Annotated in this window: 23 protein-coding genes and 2 pseudogenes; 16 read left to right on the forward strand and 9 right to left on the reverse strand. The window is 57.8% G+C overall.

Annotated features, from left to right (window positions below):
- Nucleotides 1–17: 17 nt before the first annotated feature.
- Nucleotides 18–599 (reverse strand): electron transport complex subunit RsxA, encoded by a 582-nt coding sequence (rsxA, locus tag EHN06_RS08110; protein WP_127331834.1) that lies wholly within the window; start codon nt 597–599, stop codon nt 18–20.
- A gap of 37 nt (nt 600–636) precedes the next feature.
- Nucleotides 637–2670 (reverse strand): methionine--tRNA ligase, encoded by a 2034-nt coding sequence (gene metG / locus EHN06_RS08115; protein ID WP_127331836.1) that lies wholly within the window; start codon nt 2668–2670, stop codon nt 637–639.
- A gap of 189 nt (nt 2671–2859) precedes the next feature.
- Between metG and apbC the strand changes: the two genes are divergently transcribed.
- From apbC to EHN06_RS08135, 4 genes are all read left to right on the forward strand, one after another.
- On the forward strand, nt 2860–3960 hold the full coding sequence (gene apbC, locus EHN06_RS08120) for an iron-sulfur cluster carrier protein ApbC (protein WP_127331838.1): 1101 nt from the start codon (nt 2860–2862) through the stop codon (nt 3958–3960).
- 330 nt (nt 3961–4290) lie between these two features.
- On the forward strand, nt 4291–4857 hold the full coding sequence (gene dcd, locus EHN06_RS08125; RefSeq protein WP_127331840.1) for a dCTP deaminase: 567 nt from the start codon (nt 4291–4293) through the stop codon (nt 4855–4857).
- Between the two features lie 40 nt (nt 4858–4897).
- On the forward strand, nt 4898–5497 hold the full coding sequence (locus EHN06_RS08130; protein ID WP_127331842.1) for a YjaG family protein: 600 nt from the start codon (nt 4898–4900) through the stop codon (nt 5495–5497).
- A 62-nt stretch (nt 5498–5559) separates the two neighbouring features.
- Nucleotides 5560–6831, forward strand: a complete 1272-nt coding sequence (locus EHN06_RS08135; protein ID WP_127331844.1) for a valine--pyruvate transaminase — start codon at nt 5560–5562, stop codon at nt 6829–6831.
- On the opposite strand, the gene EHN06_RS08140 is transcribed toward EHN06_RS08135, so the two are convergent.
- The 3 genes from EHN06_RS08140 to purM (EHN06_RS08150) form a co-directional block, all read right to left on the reverse strand.
- A complete protein-coding gene (locus EHN06_RS08140; protein ID WP_127331846.1) occupies nt 6828–7625 on the reverse strand; it encodes a DUF3108 domain-containing protein in 798 nt (265 codons plus the stop codon). The genes EHN06_RS08135 and EHN06_RS08140 overlap by 4 nt on opposite strands.
- Before the next feature lie 78 nt (nt 7626–7703).
- Nucleotides 7704–8378: a phosphoribosylglycinamide formyltransferase gene (purN, locus tag EHN06_RS08145; protein WP_127331848.1), complete on the reverse strand. Its 675-nt coding sequence runs from the start codon at nt 8376–8378 to the stop codon at nt 7704–7706.
- On the reverse strand, nt 8375–9439 hold the full coding sequence (gene purM, locus EHN06_RS08150; RefSeq protein ID WP_127331850.1) for a phosphoribosylformylglycinamidine cyclo-ligase: 1065 nt from the start codon (nt 9437–9439) through the stop codon (nt 8375–8377). Before purM (EHN06_RS08150) ends, purN (EHN06_RS08145) begins: the two co-directional genes overlap by 4 nt.
- Before the next feature lie 193 nt (nt 9440–9632).
- Here purM (EHN06_RS08150) and EHN06_RS08155 point away from each other — a divergent pair, with 193 nt between their 5' ends.
- The 6 genes and pseudogenes from EHN06_RS08155 to EHN06_RS08180 all read left to right on the forward strand — a co-directional run bounded on the left by EHN06_RS08155 (nt 9633) and on the right by EHN06_RS08180 (nt 15103).
- Nucleotides 9633–10883: a DUF2066 domain-containing protein gene (locus tag EHN06_RS08155; RefSeq protein WP_127331852.1), complete on the forward strand. Its 1251-nt coding sequence runs from the start codon at nt 9633–9635 to the stop codon at nt 10881–10883.
- Between the two features lie 24 nt (nt 10884–10907).
- A complete protein-coding gene (locus EHN06_RS08160) occupies nt 10908–11465 on the forward strand; it encodes a CDP-alcohol phosphatidyltransferase family protein (protein WP_127331854.1) in 558 nt (185 codons plus the stop codon).
- An 11-nt stretch (nt 11466–11476) separates the two neighbouring features.
- Entirely contained in the window at nt 11477–12160 is a 684-nt protein-coding gene (hda, locus tag EHN06_RS08165; protein ID WP_416332553.1) for a DnaA regulatory inactivator Hda, read from the forward strand.
- Nucleotides 12161–12243: 83 nt separating this feature from the next.
- Nucleotides 12244–13016 (forward strand): annotated as a pseudogene (locus EHN06_RS21690) (ParA family protein).
- A 155-nt stretch (nt 13017–13171) separates the two neighbouring features.
- Entirely contained in the window at nt 13172–13771 is a 600-nt protein-coding gene (locus EHN06_RS08175; protein WP_127331842.1) for a YjaG family protein, read from the forward strand.
- Nucleotides 13772–13833: 62 nt separating this feature from the next.
- A pseudogene (locus EHN06_RS08180) lies at nt 13834–15103 on the forward strand (valine--pyruvate transaminase).
- Here the strand turns inward: EHN06_RS08180 and EHN06_RS08185 are convergent.
- From EHN06_RS08185 to purM (EHN06_RS08195), 3 genes are all read right to left on the reverse strand, one after another.
- The gene (locus EHN06_RS08185; RefSeq protein WP_127331846.1) at nt 15100–15897 is read right to left on the reverse strand and encodes a DUF3108 domain-containing protein; all 798 of its coding nucleotides are present in this window, start codon (nt 15895–15897) and stop codon (nt 15100–15102) included. The pseudogene EHN06_RS08180 and the gene EHN06_RS08185 sit on opposite strands and share 4 nt — an antisense overlap.
- A gap of 78 nt (nt 15898–15975) precedes the next feature.
- Nucleotides 15976–16650, reverse strand: a complete 675-nt coding sequence (gene purN, locus EHN06_RS08190; RefSeq protein ID WP_127331848.1) for a phosphoribosylglycinamide formyltransferase — start codon at nt 16648–16650, stop codon at nt 15976–15978.
- Entirely contained in the window at nt 16647–17711 is a 1065-nt protein-coding gene (gene purM, locus EHN06_RS08195) for a phosphoribosylformylglycinamidine cyclo-ligase (protein WP_127331850.1), read from the reverse strand. The genes purN (EHN06_RS08190) and purM (EHN06_RS08195) overlap by 4 nt, the downstream gene beginning before the upstream one ends.
- A 193-nt stretch (nt 17712–17904) precedes the next feature.
- On the opposite strand from purM (EHN06_RS08195), the gene EHN06_RS08200 reads away from it, so the two are divergent.
- The 5 genes from EHN06_RS08200 (at nt 17905) to EHN06_RS08220 (ending at nt 21665) form a co-directional block, all read left to right on the forward strand.
- Nucleotides 17905–19155, forward strand: coding sequence for a DUF2066 domain-containing protein (locus EHN06_RS08200; RefSeq protein WP_127331852.1), 1251 nt, complete (start codon nt 17905–17907; stop codon nt 19153–19155).
- Between the two features lie 24 nt (nt 19156–19179).
- Entirely contained in the window at nt 19180–19737 is a 558-nt protein-coding gene (locus tag EHN06_RS08205) for a CDP-alcohol phosphatidyltransferase family protein (RefSeq protein WP_127331854.1), read from the forward strand.
- An 11-nt stretch (nt 19738–19748) separates the two neighbouring features.
- The gene (hda, locus tag EHN06_RS08210; protein ID WP_416332553.1) at nt 19749–20432 is read left to right on the forward strand and encodes a DnaA regulatory inactivator Hda; all 684 of its coding nucleotides are present in this window, start codon (nt 19749–19751) and stop codon (nt 20430–20432) included.
- Nucleotides 20433–20515: 83 nt separating this feature from the next.
- On the forward strand, nt 20516–21313 hold the full coding sequence (locus EHN06_RS08215) for a ParA family protein (RefSeq protein ID WP_127331858.1): 798 nt from the start codon (nt 20516–20518) through the stop codon (nt 21311–21313).
- A gap of 13 nt (nt 21314–21326) precedes the next feature.
- Nucleotides 21327–21665: a YqcC family protein gene (locus tag EHN06_RS08220; RefSeq protein ID WP_127331860.1), complete on the forward strand. Its 339-nt coding sequence runs from the start codon at nt 21327–21329 to the stop codon at nt 21663–21665.
- A 7-nt stretch (nt 21666–21672) separates the two neighbouring features.
- Here the strand turns inward: EHN06_RS08220 and nadC are convergent, their stop codons facing one another.
- On the reverse strand, nt 21673–22512 hold the full coding sequence (gene nadC / locus EHN06_RS08225; protein ID WP_127331862.1) for a carboxylating nicotinate-nucleotide diphosphorylase: 840 nt from the start codon (nt 22510–22512) through the stop codon (nt 21673–21675).
- 221 nt (nt 22513–22733) lie between these two features.
- Between nadC and EHN06_RS08230 the strand changes: the two genes are divergently transcribed.
- Nucleotides 22734–25031 (forward strand): DUF1631 domain-containing protein, encoded by a 2298-nt coding sequence (locus EHN06_RS08230; RefSeq protein ID WP_127331864.1) that lies wholly within the window; start codon nt 22734–22736, stop codon nt 25029–25031.
- Nucleotides 25032–25082 lie beyond the last annotated feature (51 nt).

Here is a 25082-nt window from a genome sequence, read left to right on the forward strand (position 1 = left end):
CCCTTAAACCTTACCCGTCAAACGCCGACCAGGCCGGTAAAGCCCAGGAACGCCAATGACATCAGCCCTGCGGTCACCATGCCAATGGCGGCGCCGCGGAAGGCGACAGGCACATCGGCAACGGCAATACGTTCACGCATGGCGGCAAACAGCACCAGAACCAGCGAGAAGCCGGCGGCCGCGCCAAAGCCATACAGGACAGATTCCACAAAGTTGTTGTTCTTGTTCAGGTTCAGCAACGCCACGCCGAGCACCGCGCAGTTGGTGGTGATCAGCGGCAGAAAAATGCCCAGTACCCGATAGAGCAGGGGGCTGGTCTTGCGCACCACCATTTCGGTGAACTGAACCACCACCGCAATCACCAGGATAAAGGTGATGGTTTTCAGGAACGCAAGATCCAGAGGCTCCAGCAGGTAGGTGTAGGCCAGGTAACTGCATACGGAGGCAAGGGTCAGCACAAAGGTGGTTGCCAGGGACATACCCATGGCGGTCTCCAGTTTGCCGGACACCCCCATGAACGGGCACAGTCCCAGGAACTGAACCAGTACAAAGTTGTTCACCAGAATGGTGCTGACCAGAATCAGCAAATACTCGGTCATTCGCTTTGCTCCATCGCACTGCCTTTACGCAGGTGCCTTACATGATCCGCATGCCCGGGGTGGCCCCGGAGTCCGGCGACAGGATAAAAATGTCCTTGCCACCGGGACCGGCTGCCAGAACCATACCTTCGGACAGGCCGAACTTCATCTTACGCGGCTTCAGGTTGGCAACCATCACCGTCAGACGGCCTTCCAGTTCCTCCGGCTTGTAGGCGGATTTGATGCCGGCAAACACGTTCCGCTCACCATGCCCGATATCCAGAGTCAGCCGCAGCAGTTTGTCGGCGCCCTCCACGTGCTCCGCTTTGACAATCTTTGCAACCCTAAGATCCACTTTCGCGAAGTCTCCGAATTCTATCTCCTCGGCGACTGGTTCGAGATTGGCGGTCTCGGCGGGTTTTGCGGTCGCTGCGGGCATCTCTTCTTTGGACGCATCCAACATTTTTTCGATCTGTGCCATATCCACACGGTTCATCAGCGGCTTGAACTTGTTGATACTGTGGTTCTCAAGTCGCTCGCTGCGGTTGTTCCAGTCGAGCCCGGCATTCAGGAACGCTTCGGAGGCCTTCGCGGTTGCCGGAAGGACCGGCGCCAGGTAGGTCATCAACAGATGGAACATGTTGATGGCGTTGGTGCAGATGGCCTGCAGCTTTTCGTCCTGACCTTCCTGCTTGGCAATCACCCACGGCTGCTCGTCGTTCACGTACTGGTTGGCGATATCCGCCAGTTCCATGATGCGACGCATCGCGCGGCCAAACTCGCGGGCCTCATAGAAGTCGGCGATGTCATCGCCGGCATCGATAAACTCTTTCAGCTTGTCATGCTCGGTGACCTTGCCAAGCTGGCTGTCGAAACGCTTGGTGATGAAGCCGGCACTGCGGCTGGCGATATTGACCACCTTGCCGACCAGATCCGAGTTCACCCGCGAGGCGAAGTCCTCCAGGTTCAGGTCCATGTCATCCACGCCACTGGTGAGCTTGGCGGCGAAGTAATAACGCAGGTATTCCGGATTCAGATGGTCCAGATAGGTGCGGGCCATGATGAACGTGCCCCGGGACTTGGACATCTTCTTGCCGTTGACGGTCACAAAACCGTGAGCCCAGACGGCTGTCGGCGTACGGAAACCGGCATCGTGCAGCATCGATGGCCAGAACAGTGCGTGGAAGTTGATGATGTCCTTGCCGATGAAGTGGTACACCTCGGCGGTGGAATCGGCTTTCCAGAAATGCTCGAAGTCTATGTCTTCCCGGTTGCACAGGTTCTTGAAGCTGGCCAGGTACCCGATCGGTGCATCCAGCCAGACATAGAAATACTTGCCCGGGGCGTCCGGAATCTCGAACCCGAAGTAGGGCGCATCACGGCTGATGTCCCATTCCTGCAGACCGGCGTCCAGCCACTCGGCCAGCTTGTTGGCCACCTGCGGCTGCAACGTGCCGCTACGGGTCCACTTCGCGAGGAAATCGGCAAAGTCCGGCAGCTTGAAGAAATAGTGCTCGGACTCCTTCTCAATCGGCGTGGCGCCAGACACGGCGGAACGCGGATTAATCAGCTCCGCCGGCGTGTAGGTGGCACCACAGGCTTCGCAGTTATCCCCGTACTGGTCCTCGGTCTTGCACTTGGGGCAGGTGCCCTTGATGAACCGGTCCGCCAGGAACATGTTCTTTTCCGGATCGTAGGACTGGGTAATCTTGCGGGTCGCAATATGCCCGTTTTCCTGCAGTTGCCGGTAGATGTATTCTGAAAACTGACGGTTCTCCTCGGAATGGGTGGTGTAATAGTTGTCAAAGCGGATATGGAAGCCGCTGAAATCCTGCTGATGCTCCTCACGGATACGATCGATCAGTTGCTCGGAAGTAATACCCTCGCGTTCGGCACGCAGCATGATCGCAGTACCGTGGGCATCGTCAGCGCAAACGTAGTAACAGTTCTGGCCCCGCATATTCTGGTAGCGCACCCAGATGTCCGTCTGAATGTATTCCAGCAGATGGCCCAGATGAATGGGGCCATTGGCATAAGGCAGGGCGCTGGTGACCAGAATATCGCGCTGTTGCTTTGAACTCGCTTGCGTCATGTTGATATCCGAACCTTTAATGAATAAGGATTTGGCGTTAATCAGTGAAACAGAGATACCCCTTGATCCGGGTAAAGACTCTGTATGGCCAGAAACGGGCACAGATGATACCTTCCGGACAGATATTTTTCATCCGAAACACCTGTTTCCGTGCTTAAAATAGAGCATGAGCTTATTCCGGAGAACCCGATGACCCAGATTTCAGAACAGGCGTTACAAGCGGCAGTTCGCGAGTACCGCGATCCATACCGTAACCAGGACCTATACGAACTAGGCGCCGTCAAGTCCCTGACCGCGGATGACAACGGCAAAGTGACCCTCATGGTGGAATTGCCATACCCGTCAAAAGGCATCGCCGGCGCCCTGAAACAACTGGTCACCAACGCCCTGGAAGACGTCGAAGGCGTTGAAAGCGCTGAGGTTCACGTCGGCCAGAAAATCCACGCCTACAAAGTCCAGAAAGACCTGCCCTCGGTGCCCGGCGTGAAAAACATCATCGCCGTGGCCTCTGGCAAGGGCGGCGTTGGCAAATCCACCACCGCCGTCAACCTCGCCCTGGCCCTCCAGGCCGAAGGCGCCAGAGTCGGCATCCTCGACGCCGACATCTACGGCCCCAGCATCGGCATGATGCTCGGCGTACCCGAGGGCAAACGCCCCGACACCCGCGAAAACAAATACTTCGTCCCCATGGACGCCCACGGGTTGCAGGCCAACTCCATGGCCTTCGTCGTCACCGACAAAACCCCCATGGTCTGGCGCGGCCCCATGGTCAGCGGCGCCGTCATGCAACTGCTGCAACAGACCCTGTGGAACGAACTTGACTACCTCATCGTCGACATGCCCCCCGGCACCGGCGACATCCAGCTCACCCTGGCCCAGAAAGTTCCGGTGACTGGCGCCGTCATCGTCACCACCCCGCAGGACATCGCGTTGCTGGACGGCAAAAAAGGCATCGAAATGTTCCGCAAAGTCGACATCCCGGTGCTGGGCGTGGTGGAAAACATGAGCGTCCACATCTGCAGCAACTGCGGCCACGAAGAACCCCTGTTCGGCCACGGCGGCGGCGAACGCATTGCGGAAGAGTACGACACTACGTTACTTGGCCAACTGCCCCTGCACATGACCATCCGCGAACAGACCGATGGCGGCATCCCCTCTGTAGTCGCCGAGCCGGACTCGGAAGTGGCCCGCCGTTACCGGGATATTGCCCGGAGGGTTGGGGCAGAGCTGTCTACCAGAGAGCGGAACCTGAGCGGGTCGATTTCCAGCGTATCGGTGACCGAGCACTAATACCGGATTTTGGGCTTGCTGAACCTCACTGCGGAGATTGTTCGCAGTTGCGGGAATCACTGACCAAAAATTTCGAAGGCCAGGGATGGCCTGAGAGAATCGCACATGGGTGAGGCCGAGCGTTTATGAAGCGAAGCTTCATGCGACAGCCGAACGACAGCAATCTGTGATTGCTGGCTGGACCCCGCAGGGGTGCTTGTAGCGGTTTTTGGTCAGTGATTTCCGCGACTGCAGCCCCCGGGTCTGAGAGATTGACGGGCTTCGACAGACACCTCGGTAACGGGTAAACTACGGCGTCAATTTTTCCCAGTGGATACGAGACCTTCACCCATGAGCATCAAATCCGATAAGTGGATTCGCCGGATGTCCGCCGAACACGGCATGATCGAGCCCTACGAGGCCGGCCAGGTCCGTGAAACCGAAAAAGGCCGGGTCATCTCCTACGGTACCTCCAGCTACGGCTACGACGTACGCTGCAGCAACGAATTCAAAATCTTCACCAACGTCCACTCAGCCACCGTCGACCCCAAAAACTTCGACGACAACAGCTTCGTGAACTACACCGGTGACGTCTGCATCATCCCGCCAAACTCCTTTGCACTGGCGCGGACCGTAGAATACTTCCGCATCCCCCGCAGCGTACTCACCATCTGCCTGGGCAAATCCACCTACGCACGCTGTGGCATCATCGTCAACGTGACACCACTGGAGCCCGAGTGGGAAGGGCAGGTCACCCTGGAATTTTCCAACACCACCAACCTGCCGGCGAAAATTTACGCCAACGAAGGCGTGGCCCAGATGCTGTTCTTCGAGTCCGACGAAATCTGCGAAACCAGTTACAAGGACCGGGGCGGCAAATACCTTGGCCAGACCGGCGTCACGTTGCCCAAGACATGAGGAAATCCTGCCGATTTCCCGAGCAATACCGGAGGCTGACTTGAACGCCAATCAGTTTCTAAAAGCGGTGTCACAACTCCAGGGCTGGCGGGAATGCGCCTTCCTGCTGGCGCTGGCCGAGCGCTCGTTCCCCAACTACGCATTGTTTGCCGATGCCGTCGGACTGAAAACCGGCGCCAAGATGCGCCAGCTCATGGACCTGGGCTGGGAGATGCTGCAGAAGGACGCCTCCGAAGCCGCCATTCCACAATTACTGGCCAAGCTGGAGACCCTGTCGCCGGACGTGAACGCCTACGACGCCTACGGAGTCTATCCGGCATTCGATTTCTGCCAGTTGCTGGAACAGGCGCTGCTGAACCGACTCAATCCGGGCAAGCATCGGGCAACGGAAGCCTCCGGAATTGCCACCACGACGGTCATGAACTTCGTGGAAATGTCCGAAGGTGAAGACCTCGATGAGGACGAGCTGGTCAGGCTGCTGGACCAGCACCCGCTGATGAAAGAAGACAAGGCATTCCAGCGGGATCTGGTACTTGACCTCAAGCGCCAGCGCACACCCACCAGCCAGTTTGTCGAGCGATTGCGCCAGCAAGCCGCCAACGAAGGCGTGAGCAACCTGGGTGTTTCTCTGGAAGGCTGAATCGCTGGTGTCCCGTCTGTCCTACACTGAACCCGTAACCCCTTGTTGAATTGGAAAGCTTCATGAAACTTTCAGCTTTTGGTCGGAAATTTACCGCCGATGCCGGCATCACCTCGTTGATGGATGACCTGGGTAATGCGCTGGCCTCCGGTGACGACATGATCATGATGGGAGGAGGCAATCCGGGACATATTCCCGAGATTCAACAGAGGGTTCAGGAAATACTGGCGGATATCTGTCAGACACCGGCCGATATGCGCCGCCTTGTGGGCATCTACGATCCGCCCCAGGGTGAAAAGCAGTTTATCGCCTCCCTGGCGGATCTGCTCAACCGTGAGTATGGCTGGGGGCTCACCCCCGAGAACATCGCGCTTACCAATGGCAGCCAGGCCGCCTTTTTCATGCTCTTCAACATGTTTGGCGGAGAATATGGCGACGGCCTGCGAAAGCACATACTGCTGCCGCTGGCGCCGGAATACATCGGTTACGCGGATGCCGGCATCGAGCCAGGCCTGTTCCATGCCGTACAGCCGGATATCTCGTTTACCGACGCCCATGAATTCAAATACCGGGTGGATTTCGACGCAGTCGAAGTCACGGGCGAAACCGGTGCCATTTGCGTATCCAGGCCCACCAACCCGACCGGCAACGTCATCACCGATGAAGAACTGGCGCGGCTTGAGCAACTGGCTCGCCAGCATGATGTGCCGCTGATCGTGGATGGCGCCTATGGCACGCCGTTCCCGAGCCTTTTGTTTGTCGATGCGACGCCGACCTGGAACGAGCAGATCATTCTCTGTCTGAGCCTGTCCAAGCTCGGTTTGCCAGCGGCCCGCACCGGGATTGTTATTGCCGCTGAACCAGTAATCAAGGCACTTTCCGGAATCAATGCCATCATGAACCTGGCCACTGGCAGCTTTGGCGCGATGCTGGCAGACCCACTGGTGCGTTCCGGTGAGATTCTGTCCCTGAGTCGGGATGTGGTGTGCCCGTTCTACAAGGCCAAGATGGAGAAAGCGGTGGCTGTTTTCCGGGAAGCCATGGGCGAGGACAGCTGCCACTGGTATGTCCACAAGCCCGAGGGGGCCATGTTCCTGTGGTTATGGTTCCCGGATTTGCCGATCAGCAGTCTGGAACTCTATCAGCGTCTCAAGGCCCGGGGTGTGCTGGTAGTGTCCGGTCATTACTTCTTCCCCGGTCTGCCGGACGAAAGCTGGAAACACCGCCACGAGTGCCTGCGGGTCACCTACTCACAGGATGATGACAGAGTGGCGGAAGGCCTGCGCATTATTGCGGAAGAGGTCAGGGCGGTGTGGGCGACCCATCGGGGCTAGCGCCGGATTTCCGCTTCATCAATGGTAATTTCGTAGCGGCTGCCGTCCGGCTCAACCTGTAACAGCCGGACCAGCAGGTATTCCTGATCCGGAGCGAACCACATCAGGGTCTGGCGTTTACTGTCAGCGTCGCGAACTTTCTCAGCCTTGACGGTAGTGATCTTGCCCCGGTCGGTTTGCAGTGTCTCCTCATCAATCACCGCGAAACGGTCGGTGTCAAAGTCACCCTCGTCAATCACGCGATACACCATCTCTCTCTTGCCTGCGCGTATGTCCTGGTGGAGTTGGAGCTGATAGCCCATTGGATCCAGTGCGCCATCCTCCAGCGCCACAGAGAAGCTGTCTCCCTCATGGTGGCCGGTTGCCACCCGGTTGTCCCAGTCAAAATCAATGGCTTCCTCACGATCGCGGATCAGGAAACCCGACAGCTTGTAACGGTACCTGAGGGGCACCACCTGATTGTTTTCCCAGCGCAGGACCAGTGACTCCTCGATATCCGCAATGAACGAGTCCACATCGGTTCTGTAGATCCAGGTGCCGTCCTCGCGCTCTGCCAGGCTTCGGGTGGCGCTGCCGCTGAGAGAGATGCCCTTGTCCATGGACGCGCTGTAGCTGGCCTTCAGTGGCAGGAGAGGGGGGTATTCGGGTTCCTGGGTGCGAGTTTGCTGTGTTTGCTGCTGTGAGTCGCCGGTATGCTGCCGTGCCTCCTCTGCCAGCGCGGAGATGGCTGGCAGTGTCAGGGTCGCCCAAGCGAAAACGATGGCGGGAAATCTGCCCCTAAGGGACGCAGTCATGGTGTCACTCCTGTTGCGCATGGCTACATGATGCAGCCAGTGTAGCCTGTCCGGTCACGCGGGAGGATGACAATCTGTTTAGTGAGCAACCCGCTCATCGGGTAGTCGCATGGGTTGCTTCAGCAACTCGCCGTCAAACAGCACATAGTCGCTGCCAAGCTGGATGCGTCCCTCACAGAACCAGCGCACCACGATCGGGTACAGCAGGTGCTCTTTTTCCCGGACCTTCTCCGCGAGGGATTCCGGTGTGTCATCCGGATCGATCGTGACTTCCGCCTGGGCGACGACGGGGCCGCCATCCAGTTCCTCGGTGACGAAATGGATGGAAACGCCGTGGATCTTGTCACCCGCCTCAAGGGCGCGCTGGTGAGTGTTCAATCCAGTGTATTTGGGCAGCAGGGAGGGGTGGATGTTCAGCATGGTGCCCCGCAATGCCCGCACGAAATCAGTCGTCAGGATGCGCATGAATCCCGCCAGGACGACGAGATCCGGGTTGTGGCGGCGAATCTCCGCCATTAGCGCGCCATCAAACTCTTCCCGTGATCCGTAATCCTTATGGTTCACCACGAACGTATCAATGTTGGCCTGGGCTGCCCGCTCCAACGCAAACGCCTGTGGATTGTTGCAACCAACCGCCACAATTTGTCCCGGGAAGTCCCGTTCGCGGCTGGCGTCAATCAACGCCTGAAGGTTGGTCCCGCTGCCAGAAGCGAGAACCAGAATACGGGGTTTTGGTGCTGGATCGGCATTCATTCTGCAAGCAGTCCCGGAGCGTAGCGAACGACGGATTTTGCTGAGGCGTCGTCCGCGCTTTCGATCACGCCAATCTGCCAGGCCTTTTCGCCCATGGAGTTCAGTGTGTCGAGAGCGAGGTCTTTCTGGTTGGCCGGTACACAGACAATCATGCCGACGCCGCAGTTAAAGGTACGATACATTTCCTCAATGGCAACGCCGCCGGCATCCTGAAGCCACTGGAAGACCGTTGGCAGTGTCCAGCTTGAGGTGTCGATTGCGGCGACGGAGCCATCCGGAAGTACCCTGGGAATGTTCTCTGGCAGACCTCCACCGGTGATGTGTGACAGTGCCCGCACGTCCACTTCACGGAACAGTTGCAGCAGGTTCTTGACGTAGATGCGTGTGGGGGCCATCAGTGCGTCGGCCAGGGTGCTGTCGCCCAGAGGCTGGTTCAGGTTGGCCTTGCTGACCTCAATGATTTTGCGAATGAGCGAGTAGCCGTTGGAGTGCGGTCCCGAGGAACCCAATGCGATCAGTGCATCACCATTCTGTACCCGGCTACCGTCAATGATCTCACTGCGTTCGGCTACGCCGACACAGAAGCCCGCCAGGTCATAGTCGTCACCTTCGTACATGCCCGGCATTTCCGCGGTTTCTCCGCCCACCAGTGCGCAGCCTGCCTGTTCGCAGCCTTCACCGATGCCGGCCACCACCTGGGCAGCGACATCGACATTCAGCTTGCCGGTAGCGTAGTAATCGAGGAAAAACAGGGGTTCGGCTCCGCCGACCACGAGATCGTTCACGCACATGGCGACCAGATCAATGCCGATGCTGTCGTGCTTTTGCAGTTGCATGGCCAGCCGCAGCTTTGTGCCAACGCCGTCAGTGCCGGATACCAGTACAGGCTCGCGGTAGCCGGCGGGAATGGAAACCATGGCGCCAAAACCGCCCAGCCCTCCAAGCACTTCCGGGCGCCGCGTGCGGGCTGCGGTGTCCTTGATGCGGTTGACGAGTTCGTTACCTGCGTCGATATCAACGCCGGCATCGCGATAGGTGAGGGAGGGCTTCTGTTCGCTCATGGTGTACTTAACCGTTTGGCCAGTGGGTCAGGCGGCGGATTTTAACAGGTGAGGGGTGGCGCTCCAAATTGATTTTCCGAAATCCCCGTTAGCTACTCACGACTTGGGCCTTGGTGTATCCTATGCGCCATTCAGGCGAATTGCAGGGTGTTTCATGTCATTATCAGGACGAATTTCGACACGGGCCACGCGTATGTTCAGGCGTATCTTGCCGTTAGCCGGTGCCCTGGCGCTGTTGGCGGCCTTTCCCGCCGGAGCGGTGACCGTGACCGGACTGTACACGGTGGAGGTGCCGGTCGCAGGGGGACAGCCCGAGGAACTCCGTCAAGGCTACGCCGATGGTCTCGAACAGGTCTTTATCCGGGTATCCGGAAGCAGCGGCATTCGCGGTAAGGCGGGTGTGCAATCGCTCCTCGAGGATGCCGAATCCCTGCTCCAGTCCTATCAACTGCTTCGCGGGGAAGAGGGCGATCGCCTCCGGATGAGCTTTGGTGCGGTGGGCGTTAACAGGGCTCTGGCGTCGGTTGATGCCCCGGTATGGGGGGCAAACCGGCCCCTGACGTTGGCCTGGATTGCGGTTGAGGATCGCGGCTCCCGGGCGTTGCTAACCTCCGGCGCAGGTGCTGACGACACTCGCAGTCAGTGGGCAGTGGCCTTCCGCCAGGCCGCTGCTGATCGCGGATTACCAATCAATCTTCCTCCTGAGTCGATGGCGGGGGACCGTGAGCTGCTGTCAGATATCTGGGGGCAGTTTACCAACCGCGTGAAATCGGCTTCAGAGAGTCTCGATCATGATTTGATGGCACTGGTCCGGGTGAGTCGCTCCGGGAGTCAATGGCGTGCCGGCTGGATATTCGACGGCATGGGAATGGACGAAGGCGAACAGTCTGTGACCGCCGGAAATCAGAGGGAGCTGGCAGAGAAAGTCATTGGCCGCTGGGCGGATGCTTTTGCCAGCCGCTACGCTGTCGCTGCCGGCGATGTGGGAGACCTGCCCAGGGTTGAGATCGTGGTGCGGGGTGTCAGTACGTTGAAGGACTATGGCAACATCATCAATGTGCTGGACGACCTGACTCCGGTGCAGGATGTGGGAGCCTCCCGGGTTGCGGGGGAGCAGCTCACCCTCAGGGTTGCGTTTTCAGGCGAACTTGAGCAACTTCGGGAATACATTGCGCTGGATCCCCGCTTTGTACCGTTATCCGATGCAGAGGTTTCGAGCAATGATGCACCTCCCGAGCAGACTTCTGCGGAAGCGAGTCCGGAGGAGCCTCCGGTTGCAACGGTGCAGGAATCTTCGGATGAGGCTTTGTCAGATCCGCTGTACGCCTATCAGCCGCTGCTAGGGGACAGTGAAGAGGCGGAGGAGGCCTTTGAATCGCTTTATGAAATTCTCCATTATCGCTGGCAGCCAGCGTCGGTAATCAGTTCGGATGATGCCGATTAACTCAAGGGTAGAGGGAGCCTGCTAATGTCAGAACGGTGGCGCTGGATACCCAATGCCCTGACGTTTTTGCGCTTTGTGCTGATTGTTCCGTTCGCCGCCGCGCTGCTGGCCAGTGAATATCGCATGGCTCTGGGGATATTTTTTATAGCGGCCGCTTCAGATGCCTTTGATGGCTTCCTCGCCCGGCAGTTCAACTGGAAATCCCGTCTGGGAGCCATAGCCGATCCCCTGGCAGACAAGGCTCTGCTCATCACAGCCTACCTGATGTTGACACTGACTGGTGTGCTCCCTCTCTGGCTCTTCGCCCTGGTCCTCGGTCGGGATATCCTGATTGTTATTGGCGGGCTGGCCTTCCACTACGGTGTTGGTCGCTTTGACATGGAGCCCAGCATCCCGGGGAAACTCAATACACTGATCCAGATTCTGGTGGTGCTTGCTATCATTGTCCTGCTCGGAGGGTTGCCCATGCCGCCATGGGCGTTGGAAGTGGGTATTCTTGTTGTGGCGGTTTCGGCAATTTTCAGCGGAGGGCACTATCTGGTCGTCTGGAGTGTCCGGGCCTGGAGGGCAAAGCGGCAGTGAGTTCGTCACAAATGGCCTTGGGGATCAAGCTCCGGGATGATGCACGGTTTGATAACTTTCACGGCGACAGGAATGCCGAGGCTGCGGCACGGCTGGAAGCCGTTTGCCGTGATTTGAGCCACGTTCCTGTGGTCGTGGTCTGCGGTGATTCGGATACGGGTAAAAGTCATCTGTTACAGGCAGCCTGTCACTTCCTGGAGAACCATGGCGATACGGCTGTCTGTGTCAGTATCGGGGAACTGTTGCCGTTTGGGCCAGAAGCCTTGTCGGGCCTTGAGAATCAGGCTCTGATCTGTCTTGATGATGTTGATCTGATCGCCGGCCGCGAAGACTGGGAAGAAGCGGTCTTTCATCTGTACAATCGCGTGCTTGATAATGGCCACCTGTTGCTCGTCAGCCTGTCGGAAGTGCCCGGTTCCCTGCCGTTTGTGTTGCCGGATCTGGTATCACGGCTTGCTCATGGCCTGCTGATCCAGCTGGGGATATACCGGGACGATGACCGGATGAGAATCTTGATGGCGAGGGCGGAGAAGCGCGGACTGGTCATGGGTGACGACGTCGCGGGCTTTATCCTGCGCCGTGCACCGCGCAGGCTGGGCGAGCTGCTGGCGATACTTGATCGCCTGGATGAGAATTCCCTGCAGGCCCAGCGCAGGTTGACCATCCCCTTCGTCAAGTCCGCCATGGGCTGGTGAAGGGTTTAAAACTTTGACAATAACATCAGAAACAGCAGGTTCGACGGAAGTCGGGTAGCGCAGAGATACCTCAGGGGGAAGAGATGAGACGAGTCGTTTCAATCAGAAAGGTGGTGTCGGTAAGTCCAGTATTACCTGTAACCTGGCGGCTATCAGTGCAGCCCGGGGCAAGCGTACATTGGTTGTGGATCTGGATCCGCAGGGTAACTCGACCCACTATCTGCTGGGCAAACCTGCGGCTGAGCTGAAAGATACCGTGGCCGATATGCTGGAGCAAACAGTTGCTTTTACAGTATTCAACCGTCGCCCCGACGAGTTCGTCATGCCTCACCGTTCGATAACCTGTTTGTCATGCCCTCCAGTCCCGAGCTGGACTTCCTCGAGCGCAAACTGGAAGCCAAGCACAAGATATACAAGCTCGGAAGCTCTGAAAAGCTTGGGAGACATTCGATGCCATTTATATCGATACGGCGCCGGCCCTGAACTTTTATACTCGATCAGCGTGATTGCCGCCAGCGATGTCTGATTCCGTTGATTGCGATGATTTCTCCCGTCAGGCGCTTACAATATCTCAATGAAATCCACGACCTCCAGGAGATCATAATGAGATTGTGTCGAAGGTATTATCGCCAACCAGTTCAGCCCGCGCGAGCTTGCGAGCAACTGGTTCGTGAATTGATTGAGGAGGGCTGCCATATGCCAGTGCGGCTGTCCAGTTCCGCAAGATGAAAGATCCCATCAAAGTCGGCAGCCGTTGGTTCACATGGCCCCAAAACACGCATTGACCCGGCAATACGAAGACCTGTTCCGGGTTCTTCATGGCGAGACGGTAGAACTGGAGCCGCTTGCGGACTGATTTCGAGGAGTTTATGTCACAGTCATCGAGCCAGATTGCTGAAGTTGCGGACAGCTTACAAGGACCGGGGCGGCAAATACCTTGGCCAGACCGGCGTCACGTTGCCAAGACATGAGGAAATCCTGCCGATTTCCCGAGCAATACCGGAGGCTGACTTGAACGCCAATCAGTTTCTAAAAGCGGTGTCACAACTCCAGGGCTGGCGGGAATGCGCCTTCCTGCTGGCGCTGGCCGAGCGCTCGTTCCCCAACTACGCATTGTTTGCCGATGCCGTCGGACTGAAAACCGGCGCCAAGATGCGCCAGCTCATGGACCTGGGCTGGGAGATGCTGCAGAAGGACGCCTCCGAAGCCGCCATTCCACAATTACTGGCCAAGCTGGAGACCCTGTCGCCGGACGTGAACGCCTACGACGCCTACGGAGTCTATCCGGCATTCGATTTCTGCCAGTTGCTGGAACAGGCGCTGCTGAACCGACTCAATCCGGGCAAGCATCGGGCAACGGAAGCCTCCGGAATTGCCACCACGACGGTCATGAACTTCGTGGAAATGTCCGAAGGTGAAGACCTCGATGAGGACGAGCTGGTCAGGCTGCTGGACCAGCACCCGCTGATGAAAGAAGACAAGGCATTCCAGCGGGATCTGGTACTTGACCTCAAGCGCCAGCGCACACCCACCAGCCAGTTTGTCGAGCGATTGCGCCAGCAAGCCGCCAACGAAGGCGTGAGCAACCTGGGTGTTTCTCTGGAAGGCTGAATCGCTGGTGTCCCGTCTGTCCTACACTGAACCCGTAACCCCTTGTTGAATTGGAAAGCTTCATGAAACTTTCAGCTTTTGTCGGAAATTTACCGCCGATGCCGGCATCACCTCGTTGATGGATGACCTGGGTAATGCGCTGGCCTCCGGTGACGACATGATCATGATGGGAGGAGGCAATCCGGACATATTCCCGAGATTCAACAGAGGGTTCAGGAAATACTGGCGGATATCTGTCAGACACCGGCCGATATGCGCCGCCTTGTGGGCATCTACGATCCGCCCCAGGGTGAAAAGCAGTTTATCGCCTCCCTGGCGGATCTGCTCAACCGTGAGTATGGCTGGGGGCTCACCCCCGAGAACATCGCGCTTACCAATGGCAGCCAGGCCGCCTTTTTCATGCTCTTCAACATGTTTGGCGGAGAATATGGCGACGGCCTGCGAAAGCACATACTGCTGCCGCTGGCGCCGGAATACATCGGTTACGCGGATGCCGGCATCGAGCCAGGCCTGTTCCATGCCGTACAGCCGGATATCTCGTTTACCGACGCCCATGAATTCAAATACCGGGTGGATTTCGACGCAGTCGAAGTCACGGGCGAAACCGGTGCCATTTGCGTATCCAGGCCCACCAACCCGACCGGCAACGTCATCACCGATGAAGAACTGGCGCGGCTTGAGCAACTGGCTCGCCAGCATGATGTGCCGCTGATCGTGGATGGCGCCTATGGCACGCCGTTCCCGAGCCTTTTGTTTGTCGATGCGACGCCGACCTGGAACGAGCAGATCATTCTCTGTCTGAGCCTGTCCAAGCTCGGTTTGCCAGCGGCCCGCACCGGGATTGTTATTGCCGCTGAACCAGTAATCAAGGCACTTTCCGGAATCAATGCCATCATGAACCTGGCCACTGGCAGCTTTGGCGCGATGCTGGCAGACCCACTGGTGCGTTCCGGTGAGATTCTGTCCCTGAGTCGGGATGTGGTGTGCCCGTTCTACAAGGCCAAGATGGAGAAAGCGGTGGCTGTTTTCCGGGAAGCCATGGGCGAGGACAGCTGCCACTGGTATGTCCACAAGCCCGAGGGGGCCATGTTCCTGTGGTTATGGTTCCCGGATTTGCCGATCAGCAGTCTGGAACTCTATCAGCGTCTCAAGGCCCGGGGTGTGCTGGTAGTGTCCGGTCATTACTTCTTCCCCGGTCTGCCGGACGAAAGCTGGAAACACCGCCACGAGTGCCTGCGGGTCACCTACTCACAGGATGATGACAGAGTGGCGGAAGGCCTGCGCATTATTGCGGAAGAGGTCAGGGCGGTGTGGGCGACCCATCGGGGCTAGCGCCGGATTTCCGCTTCATCAATGGTAATTTCGTAGCGGCTGCCGTCCGGCTCAACCTGTAACAGCCGGACCAGCAGGTATTCCTGATCCGGAGCGAACCACATCAGGGTCTGGCGTTTACTGTCAGCGTCGCGAACTTTCTCAGCCTTGACGGTAGTGATCTTGCCCCGGTCGGTTTGCAGTGTCTCCTCATCAATCACCGCGAAACGGTCGGTGTCAAAGTCACCCTCGTCAATCACGCGATACACCATCTCTCTCTTGCCTGCGCGTATGTCCTGGTGGAGTTGGAGCTGATAGCCCATTGGATCCAGTGCGCCATCCTCCAGCGCCACAGAGAAGCTGTCTCCCTCATGGTGGCCGGTTGCCACCCGGTTGTCCCAGTCAAAATCAATGGCTTCCTCACGATCGCGGATCAGGAAACCCGACAGCTTGTAACGGTACCTGAGGGGCACCACCTGATTGTTTTCCCAGCGCAGGACCAGTGACTCCTCGATATCCGCAATGAACGAGTCCACATCGGTTCTGTAGATCCAGGTGCCGTCCTCGCGCTCTGCCAGGCTTCGGGTGGCGCTGCCGCTGAGAGAGATGCCCTTGTCCATGGACGCGCTGTAGCTGGCCTTCAGTGGCAGGAGAGGGGGGTATTCGGGTTCCTGGGTGCGAGTTTGCTGTGTTTGCTGCTGTGAGTCGCCGGTATGCTGCCGTGCCTCCTCTGCCAGCGCGGAGATGGCTGGCAGTGTCAGGGTCGCCCAAGCGAAAACGATGGCGGGAAATCTGCCCCTAAGGGACGCAGTCATGGTGTCACTCCTGTTGCGCATGGCTACATGATGCAGCCAGTGTAGCCTGTCCGGTCACGCGGGAGGATGACAATCTGTTTAGTGAGCAACCCGCTCATCGGGTAGTCGCATGGGTTGCTTCAGCAACTCGCCGTCAAACAGCACATAGTCGCTGCCAAGCTGGATGCGTCCCTCACAGAACCAGCGCACCACGATCGGGTACAGCAGGTGCTCTTTTTCCCGGACCTTCTCCGCGAGGGATTCCGGTGTGTCATCCGGATCGATCGTGACTTCCGCCTGGGCGACGACGGGGCCGCCATCCAGTTCCTCGGTGACGAAATGGATGGAAACGCCGTGGATCTTGTCACCCGCCTCAAGGGCGCGCTGGTGAGTGTTCAATCCAGTGTATTTGGGCAGCAGGGAGGGGTGGATGTTCAGCATGGTGCCCCGCAATGCCCGCACGAAATCAGTCGTCAGGATGCGCATGAATCCCGCCAGGACGACGAGATCCGGGTTGTGGCGGCGAATCTCCGCCATTAGCGCGCCATCAAACTCTTCCCGTGATCCGTAATCCTTATGGTTCACCACGAACGTATCAATGTTGGCCTGGGCTGCCCGCTCCAACGCAAACGCCTGTGGATTGTTGCAACCAACCGCCACAATTTGTCCCGGGAAGTCCCGTTCGCGGCTGGCGTCAATCAACGCCTGAAGGTTGGTCCCGCTGCCAGAAGCGAGAACCAGAATACGGGGTTTTGGTGCTGGATCGGCATTCATTCTGCAAGCAGTCCCGGAGCGTAGCGAACGACGGATTTTGCTGAGGCGTCGTCCGCGCTTTCGATCACGCCAATCTGCCAGGCCTTTTCGCCCATGGAGTTCAGTGTGTCGAGAGCGAGGTCTTTCTGGTTGGCCGGTACACAGACAATCATGCCGACGCCGCAGTTAAAGGTACGATACATTTCCTCAATGGCAACGCCGCCGGCATCCTGAAGCCACTGGAAGACCGTTGGCAGTGTCCAGCTTGAGGTGTCGATTGCGGCGACGGAGCCATCCGGAAGTACCCTGGGAATGTTCTCTGGCAGACCTCCACCGGTGATGTGTGACAGTGCCCGCACGTCCACTTCACGGAACAGTTGCAGCAGGTTCTTGACGTAGATGCGTGTGGGGGCCATCAGTGCGTCGGCCAGGGTGCTGTCGCCCAGAGGCTGGTTCAGGTTGGCCTTGCTGACCTCAATGATTTTGCGAATGAGCGAGTAGCCGTTGGAGTGCGGTCCCGAGGAACCCAATGCGATCAGTGCATCACCATTCTGTACCCGGCTACCGTCAATGATCTCACTGCGTTCGGCTACGCCGACACAGAAGCCCGCCAGGTCATAGTCGTCACCTTCGTACATGCCCGGCATTTCCGCGGTTTCTCCGCCCACCAGTGCGCAGCCTGCCTGTTCGCAGCCTTCACCGATGCCGGCCACCACCTGGGCAGCGACATCGACATTCAGCTTGCCGGTAGCGTAGTAATCGAGGAAAAACAGGGGTTCGGCTCCGCCGACCACGAGATCGTTCACGCACATGGCGACCAGATCAATGCCGATGCTGTCGTGCTTTTGCAGTTGCATGGCCAGCCGCAGCTTTGTGCCAACGCCGTCAGTGCCGGATACCAGTACAGGCTCGCGGTAGCCGGCGGGAATGGAAACCATGGCGCCAAAACCGCCCAGCCCTCCAAGCACTTCCGGGCGCCGCGTGCGGGCTGCGGTGTCCTTGATGCGGTTGACGAGTTCGTTACCTGCGTCGATATCAACGCCGGCATCGCGATAGGTGAGGGAGGGCTTCTGTTCGCTCATGGTGTACTTAACCGTTTGGCCAGTGGGTCAGGCGGCGGATTTTAACAGGTGAGGGGTGGCGCTCCAAATTGATTTTCCGAAATCCCCGTTAGCTACTCACGACTTGGGCCTTGGTGTATCCTATGCGCCATTCAGGCGAATTGCAGGGTGTTTCATGTCATTATCAGGACGAATTTCGACACGGGCCACGCGTATGTTCAGGCGTATCTTGCCGTTAGCCGGTGCCCTGGCGCTGTTGGCGGCCTTTCCCGCCGGAGCGGTGACCGTGACCGGACTGTACACGGTGGAGGTGCCGGTCGCAGGGGGACAGCCCGAGGAACTCCGTCAAGGCTACGCCGATGGTCTCGAACAGGTCTTTATCCGGGTATCCGGAAGCAGCGGCATTCGCGGTAAGGCGGGTGTGCAATCGCTCCTCGAGGATGCCGAATCCCTGCTCCAGTCCTATCAACTGCTTCGCGGGGAAGAGGGCGATCGCCTCCGGATGAGCTTTGGTGCGGTGGGCGTTAACAGGGCTCTGGCGTCGGTTGATGCCCCGGTATGGGGGGCAAACCGGCCCCTGACGTTGGCCTGGATTGCGGTTGAGGATCGCGGCTCCCGGGCGTTGCTAACCTCCGGCGCAGGTGCTGACGACACTCGCAGTCAGTGGGCAGTGGCCTTCCGCCAGGCCGCTGCTGATCGCGGATTACCAATCAATCTTCCTCCTGAGTCGATGGCGGGGGACCGTGAGCTGCTGTCAGATATCTGGGGGCAGTTTACCAACCGCGTGAAATCGGCTTCAGAGAGTCTCGATCATGATTTGATGGCACTGGTCCGGGTGAGTCGCTCCGGGAGTCAATGGCGTGCCGGCTGGATATTCGACGGCATGGGAATGGACGAAGGCGAACAGTCTGTGACCGCCGGAAATCAGAGGGAGCTGGCAGAGAAAGTCATTGGCCGCTGGGCGGATGCTTTTGCCAGCCGCTACGCTGTCGCTGCCGGCGATGTGGGAGACCTGCCCAGGGTTGAGATCGTGGTGCGGGGTGTCAGTACGTTGAAGGACTATGGCAACATCATCAATGTGCTGGACGACCTGACTCCGGTGCAGGATGTGGGAGCCTCCCGGGTTGCGGGGGAGCAGCTCACCCTCAGGGTTGCGTTTTCAGGCGAACTTGAGCAACTTCGGGAATACATTGCGCTGGATCCCCGCTTTGTACCGTTATCCGATGCAGAGGTTTCGAGCAATGATGCACCTCCCGAGCAGACTTCTGCGGAAGCGAGTCCGGAGGAGCCTCCGGTTGCAACGGTGCAGGAATCTTCGGATGAGGCTTTGTCAGATCCGCTGTACGCCTATCAGCCGCTGCTAGGGGACAGTGAAGAGGCGGAGGAGGCCTTTGAATCGCTTTATGAAATTCTCCATTATCGCTGGCAGCCAGCGTCGGTAATCAGTTCGGATGATGCCGATTAACTCAAGGGTAGAGGGAGCCTGCTAATGTCAGAACGGTGGCGCTGGATACCCAATGCCCTGACGTTTTTGCGCTTTGTGCTGATTGTTCCGTTCGCCGCCGCGCTGCTGGCCAGTGAATATCGCATGGCTCTGGGGATATTTTTTATAGCGGCCGCTTCAGATGCCTTTGATGGCTTCCTCGCCCGGCAGTTCAACTGGAAATCCCGTCTGGGAGCCATAGCCGATCCCCTGGCAGACAAGGCTCTGCTCATCACAGCCTACCTGATGTTGACACTGACTGGTGTGCTCCCTCTCTGGCTCTTCGCCCTGGTCCTCGGTCGGGATATCCTGATTGTTATTGGCGGGCTGGCCTTCCACTACGGTGTTGGTCGCTTTGACATGGAGCCCAGCATCCCGGGGAAACTCAATACACTGATCCAGATTCTGGTGGTGCTTGCTATCATTGTCCTGCTCGGAGGGTTGCCCATGCCGCCATGGGCGTTGGAAGTGGGTATTCTTGTTGTGGCGGTTTCGGCAATTTTCAGCGGAGGGCACTATCTGGTCGTCTGGAGTGTCCGGGCCTGGAGGGCAAAGCGGCAGTGAGTTCGTCACAAATGGCCTTGGGGATCAAGCTCCGGGATGATGCACGGTTTGATAACTTTCACGGCGACAGGAATGCCGAGGCTGCGGCACGGCTGGAAGCCGTTTGCCGTGATTTGAGCCACGTTCCTGTGGTCGTGGTCTGCGGTGATTCGGATACGGGTAAAAGTCATCTGTTACAGGCAGCCTGTCACTTCCTGGAGAACCATGGCGATACGGCTGTCTGTGTCAGTATCGGGGAACTGTTGCCGTTTGGGCCAGAAGCCTTGTCGGGCCTTGAGAATCAGGCTCTGATCTGTCTTGATGATGTTGATCTGATCGCCGGCCGCGAAGACTGGGAAGAAGCGGTCTTTCATCTGTACAATCGCGTGCTTGATAATGGCCACCTGTTGCTCGTCAGCCTGTCGGAAGTGCCCGGTTCCCTGCCGTTTGTGTTGCCGGATCTGGTATCACGGCTTGCTCATGGCCTGCTGATCCAGCTGGGGATATACCGGGACGATGACCGGATGAGAATCTTGATGGCGAGGGCGGAGAAGCGCGGACTGGTCATGGGTGACGACGTCGCGGGCTTTATCCTGCGCCGTGCACCGCGCAGGCTGGGCGAGCTGCTGGCGATACTTGATCGCCTGGATGAGAATTCCCTGCAGGCCCAGCGCAGGTTGACCATCCCCTTCGTCAAGTCCGCCATGGGCTGGTGAAGGGTTTAAAACTTTGACAATAACATCAGAAACAGCAGGTTCGACGGAAGTCGGGTAGCGCAGAGATACCTCAGGGGGAAGAGATGAGACGAGTCGTTTTCAATCAGAAAGGTGGTGTCGGTAAGTCCAGTATTACCTGTAACCTGGCGGCTATCAGTGCAGCCCGGGGCAAGCGTACATTGGTTGTGGATCTGGATCCGCAGGGTAACTCGACCCACTATCTGCTGGGCAAACCTGCGGCTGAGCTGAAAGATACCGTGGCCGATATGCTGGAGCAAACAGTTGCTTTTACAGTATTCAACCGTCGCCCCGACGAGTTCGTTCATGCCTCACCGTTCGATAACCTGTTTGTCATGCCCTCCAGTCCCGAGCTGGACTTCCTCGAGCGCAAACTGGAAGCCAAGCACAAGATATACAAGCTCCGGGAAGCTCTGAAAAAGCTTGGGGAGACATTCGATGCCATTTATATCGATACGGCGCCGGCCCTGAACTTTTATACTCGATCAGCGTTGATTGCCGCCCAGCGATGTCTGATTCCGTTTGATTGCGATGATTTCTCCCGTCAGGCGCTTTACAATATTCTCAATGAAATCCACGACCTCCAGGAAGATCATAATGAGGATCTGGTGGTCGAAGGTATTATCGCCAACCAGTTCCAGCCCCGCGCGAGCTTGCCGAAGCAACTGGTTCGTGAATTGATTGAGGAGGGGCTGCCAGTATTGCCAGTGCGGCTGTCCAGTTCCGTCAAGATGAAAGAATCCCATCAAAGTCGGCAGCCGTTGGTTCACATGGCCCCAAAACACGCATTGACCCGGCAATACGAAGACCTGTTCCGGGTTCTTCATGGCGAGACGGTAGAACTGGAGCCGCTTGCGGACTGATTTCGAGGAGTTTATGTCACAGTCATCGAGCCAGATTGCTGAAGTTGCGGACAGCTTGCTCAGAATCGAAATGGAACTCCGTCAGCTGGGGCTGTGGGAGAGCGAGTCGCCGCCCCCTGAGGCCTTCCAAAGCGCCCAGCCATTTTGCATCGACACCCTCGAGTTTACCCAGTGGCTGCAGTTCGTATTTGTCGCTCGCCTGAAAATTCTGATAGAGGATGATCGTGCGTTGCCATCGGTATCAGGTATTGCGCCCATGGCCGAGGAGCATTTCCGTACGCGTCCCGAATCCGGCGAGGGGCTGATTCGGGAGCTGAAAGTCATCGATCAGTTGTTGTCAGAATCGTCCTGAGCCGGTCTCAGTCCAGGCGCATGGAGAGGTCGACGGCCTGGATGTCCTTCGTCAGTGCGCCAATGGAAATATAGTCGACCCCTGTTTCCGCAATGGGCACCAGGGTGTTGGCGTTAATTCCGCCAGATGCCTCCAGCTTTGCTCGACCGGCGGTAAGGGCAACGGCCCTGGTCATGTCCTCCAATGAAAACTCGTCCAGCATGATGATATCGGCACCGGCTTCCAGTCCCTGGTTCAGCTCTTCCAGGTTCTCGGTTTCCACTTCTACCGGGCGTCCGGGGGCAATGCGCCGGGCTTCGCCGATGGCCTGGGCAATGGAGCCGCAGGCCGCGATATGGTTCTCCTTGATCAGGAAAGCGTCCCACAGACCGATACGATGGTTGTAGCAGCCGCCGCAGCGGACGGCGTATTTCTGCGCCAAGCGTAGACCGGGAAGCGTTTTGCGCGTGTCCAGCAATTTGACGCCAGTGTGAGCGACCTTGTCCGCAAAAGCGGCACAGGCAGTTGCTGTTCCCGAGAGGGTCTGCAGCCAGTTCAGAGCAGCCCGTTCGGCGGTAAGCAGGCCACGTGCCGGCCCCCGGAAACTGAACAGAACGCGGTCGGGTTCGACACGGTCGCCATCTTTCACGTGCCAGGTCAGTTTAAGGGATGGGTCGACCTGTCGGAACACTTCGTCGACCCACTCGCACCCTGCAATGACTGCGGATTCACGGGTAATGACGCGGCCAGTGCTGATTTTGTCCGCCGGTATCAGCTGTGCCGTGATATCGCCATCGCCAATGTCTTCTCGCAGGCTGTGCGCGACGGATTCAACACGGGATTGGCGAAGCAGTTCGGCTGGGATCATGGTAGCGGTCCGGTTAAGAGAGTTATCTGGGATCTGGGGCGTGATTCTATAGCCAGGCAGCGGATTCGCCAAACGGCAACCTGGTTGCCTGCTAAAATGTGAACTGCATCTACTGGTCACAAAAGGTGACAAATTCTGACACAAGGTGACGTTGAAACGACATAGGATGTGCAGTGGAGTAGAACCCGATTGGTTTGTCACTTATTACCCGGAGCAGCCTAATGGCGCAGGACAGCAAGGTGGTCAGTTTCTCAGCCCGGATATCCGGAGGCCAGTTTTCCTTACCCCATGCTCTGGTACGGCTGCGTGACGCATCAGGTCAGTCACTGAAGTCGGTGTTGGCAGGTTTTTTCGACAATTCGGACGACGCTTTGTTTGAGCTGGCGGATAAAGCCGGCTCAAATCAGGACCAGACCACCTACTTTGATGCCATGCGTGAATTGCGGCTGCGCCGCAAGCTGATGACCGTGTCCATTCTTCAGTACATCAGTCGGGCCTTCAATGATATTGGCAGATTCCAACCCGGCAGCGCCAGCGCCAATCTGGATGAGGTGGATCAGGATTCGCTGAGCCTGCTGGACCATTCAGAGCTGGAGCAACGGGTAGCCATTGACAACCTGATCAACAAGTTACGAAACCGGCATTCGAATGCCATTCGGATGCTGAACGCCCGGGTCAATCATCTGGTGCCGTCCGTCCAACTCAGCGACAGTCAGATGCCTCTGAGTCCGGAGGTGATCTGTGGTGGTCTGGCGGAGGCCTGCTCAGATCTGGACATAGATATCCGTGCCAAGCTGGTAGTGCTGAAGCTGTTTGACCGATTGCTGGCCGATACCCTTGGCGAGTTCTATCAGGAAGCGAACCGTACCCTGATTGCCGAGGGCGTGTTGCCGGATATGAAGCGTCCACCGGTTGGGGACCGTCCGGCCCCATCCCCGTCGAAGTCCGCAGAAACGTCTCAGCCAGTGCGGGCAACCGATGTTAATGACCTCCGGAGTGCTGCAGTAAACACTGTCCCTTCACCAGGTGGCCAGTCGGATGGCACCTTCTCCGAACTGAGCGCCCTGCTACATCAGGGGCGCATTGGCGACGGCGAAAACGTAACCGCCGGCGGTAATGGTTTTTTGGATACCAGTGCTCTGATGGCCCGGCTGAACGATATTCAGTCGTTACCCCGGGAATGGGGGCAGGGACGAGTGATATCGCTGGCGGAGCAGCTGCAGCCCGTACTCCGGACCGATAATGGTAGAGCTTACAACGTCGGCCAGGTGGACAGCGACGTCATCAACCTGGTGTCCATGCTGTTTGATTTTATTCTGGAAGATCGTCAGCTGCACCCGGTCATGAAGGCCCTGATTGGCCGATTGCAGATTCCGGTTCTGAAAGTCGCCCTCAGTGACAAAAACTTTTTTAACCGTGGTGGACACCCTGTTCGTAAGCTTCTCAATGAGTTGGCTATGTCTGCTATTGGCTGGACGGAAAAGCAGAATGGTCAGCGCGATCCCTTGAGGGAGAAAATCGAATCCGTGGTTGATCGGGTTCTGAACGAGTTTACCGATAATGTCGACCTGTTTAGCGAGCTGCTCACGGATTTCAGCCACTTCATGGATCTTGATCGTCGGCGCCGGGAATTGGTAGAGCAGCGTCTTCGGGATGCGGAAGAAGGGCGGGCGAAACAGGAGCGGGCAGCCCGGGCAGCCCGCCAGATGTTGGATGAGGTGACTACAGGACGGGAGTTGCCGGATTCGGTCAACAGCCTGATGCGGGAAGCCTGGAGCAAATATCTTCAGTGGACGGTGTTAAGAGAGGGGGAGGACAGTGAAAGCTGGGCGTCTGCCGTGGAGTTGACGCGCAAACTTGTCTGGAGTGTGGACCCGCGACCGGTGACTGACAGCACCCGTACCGAGTTGTTGCGGTCGATTCCGTCGATCGTGGACGACCTTCGCCAGGCGCTTCAGGAAATCTCCTGGGATCCGTTTGCCACGGACGCGGCGATTCGTGATCTGGAGCTGGCCCATGTTGATGTTTTCCAGCGGTTAGTGACCTCCAGGGTGTCCTCGTCCCGGAACGGCAACACTGGAGCCCTGGATGAAACGTCTGCTGCTGATAACGATGAACCCAGCGTTGTGGAGGCTGGAGAGGCCGTCAATGACCTGGAAGCATCTGAGGTAGTGGAGAGCCGGCCTGTAGTCGATGAGCCTGTTGCTGGAACAGAACCCGCACCTGAATCAGAGATTGAGCGGGCGTGGCTGGATCGTGCGGATAGTCTGCGTGTGGGGTCCTGGATTGAGTTGACCAGGGATACCACTAAAACCCGTTGCAAGCTGGCGGCCTTTATCAAGGCAACAGGCAAGTACATCTTTGTTAACCGCAGTGGCGCGAAAGTGGCCGAGTATTACAGGGAATCCCTGGCGCAGGCAATGGCTTGCGATGAGATCACGATGCTGGACGATGGCCTGATTTTTGATCGGGCGCTGGAATCCATCATTGATAACCTTCGTAGTAGTCGCAAGGATTAACCTGCCGTAGCAACCCGGGCAACTTTGTGCTTCAATCAGTGCGGATATTAA

The sequence above is a fragment of the Marinobacter sp. NP-4(2019) genome (assembly GCF_003994855.1).
Lineage (GTDB): Bacteria > Pseudomonadota > Gammaproteobacteria > Pseudomonadales > Oleiphilaceae > Marinobacter.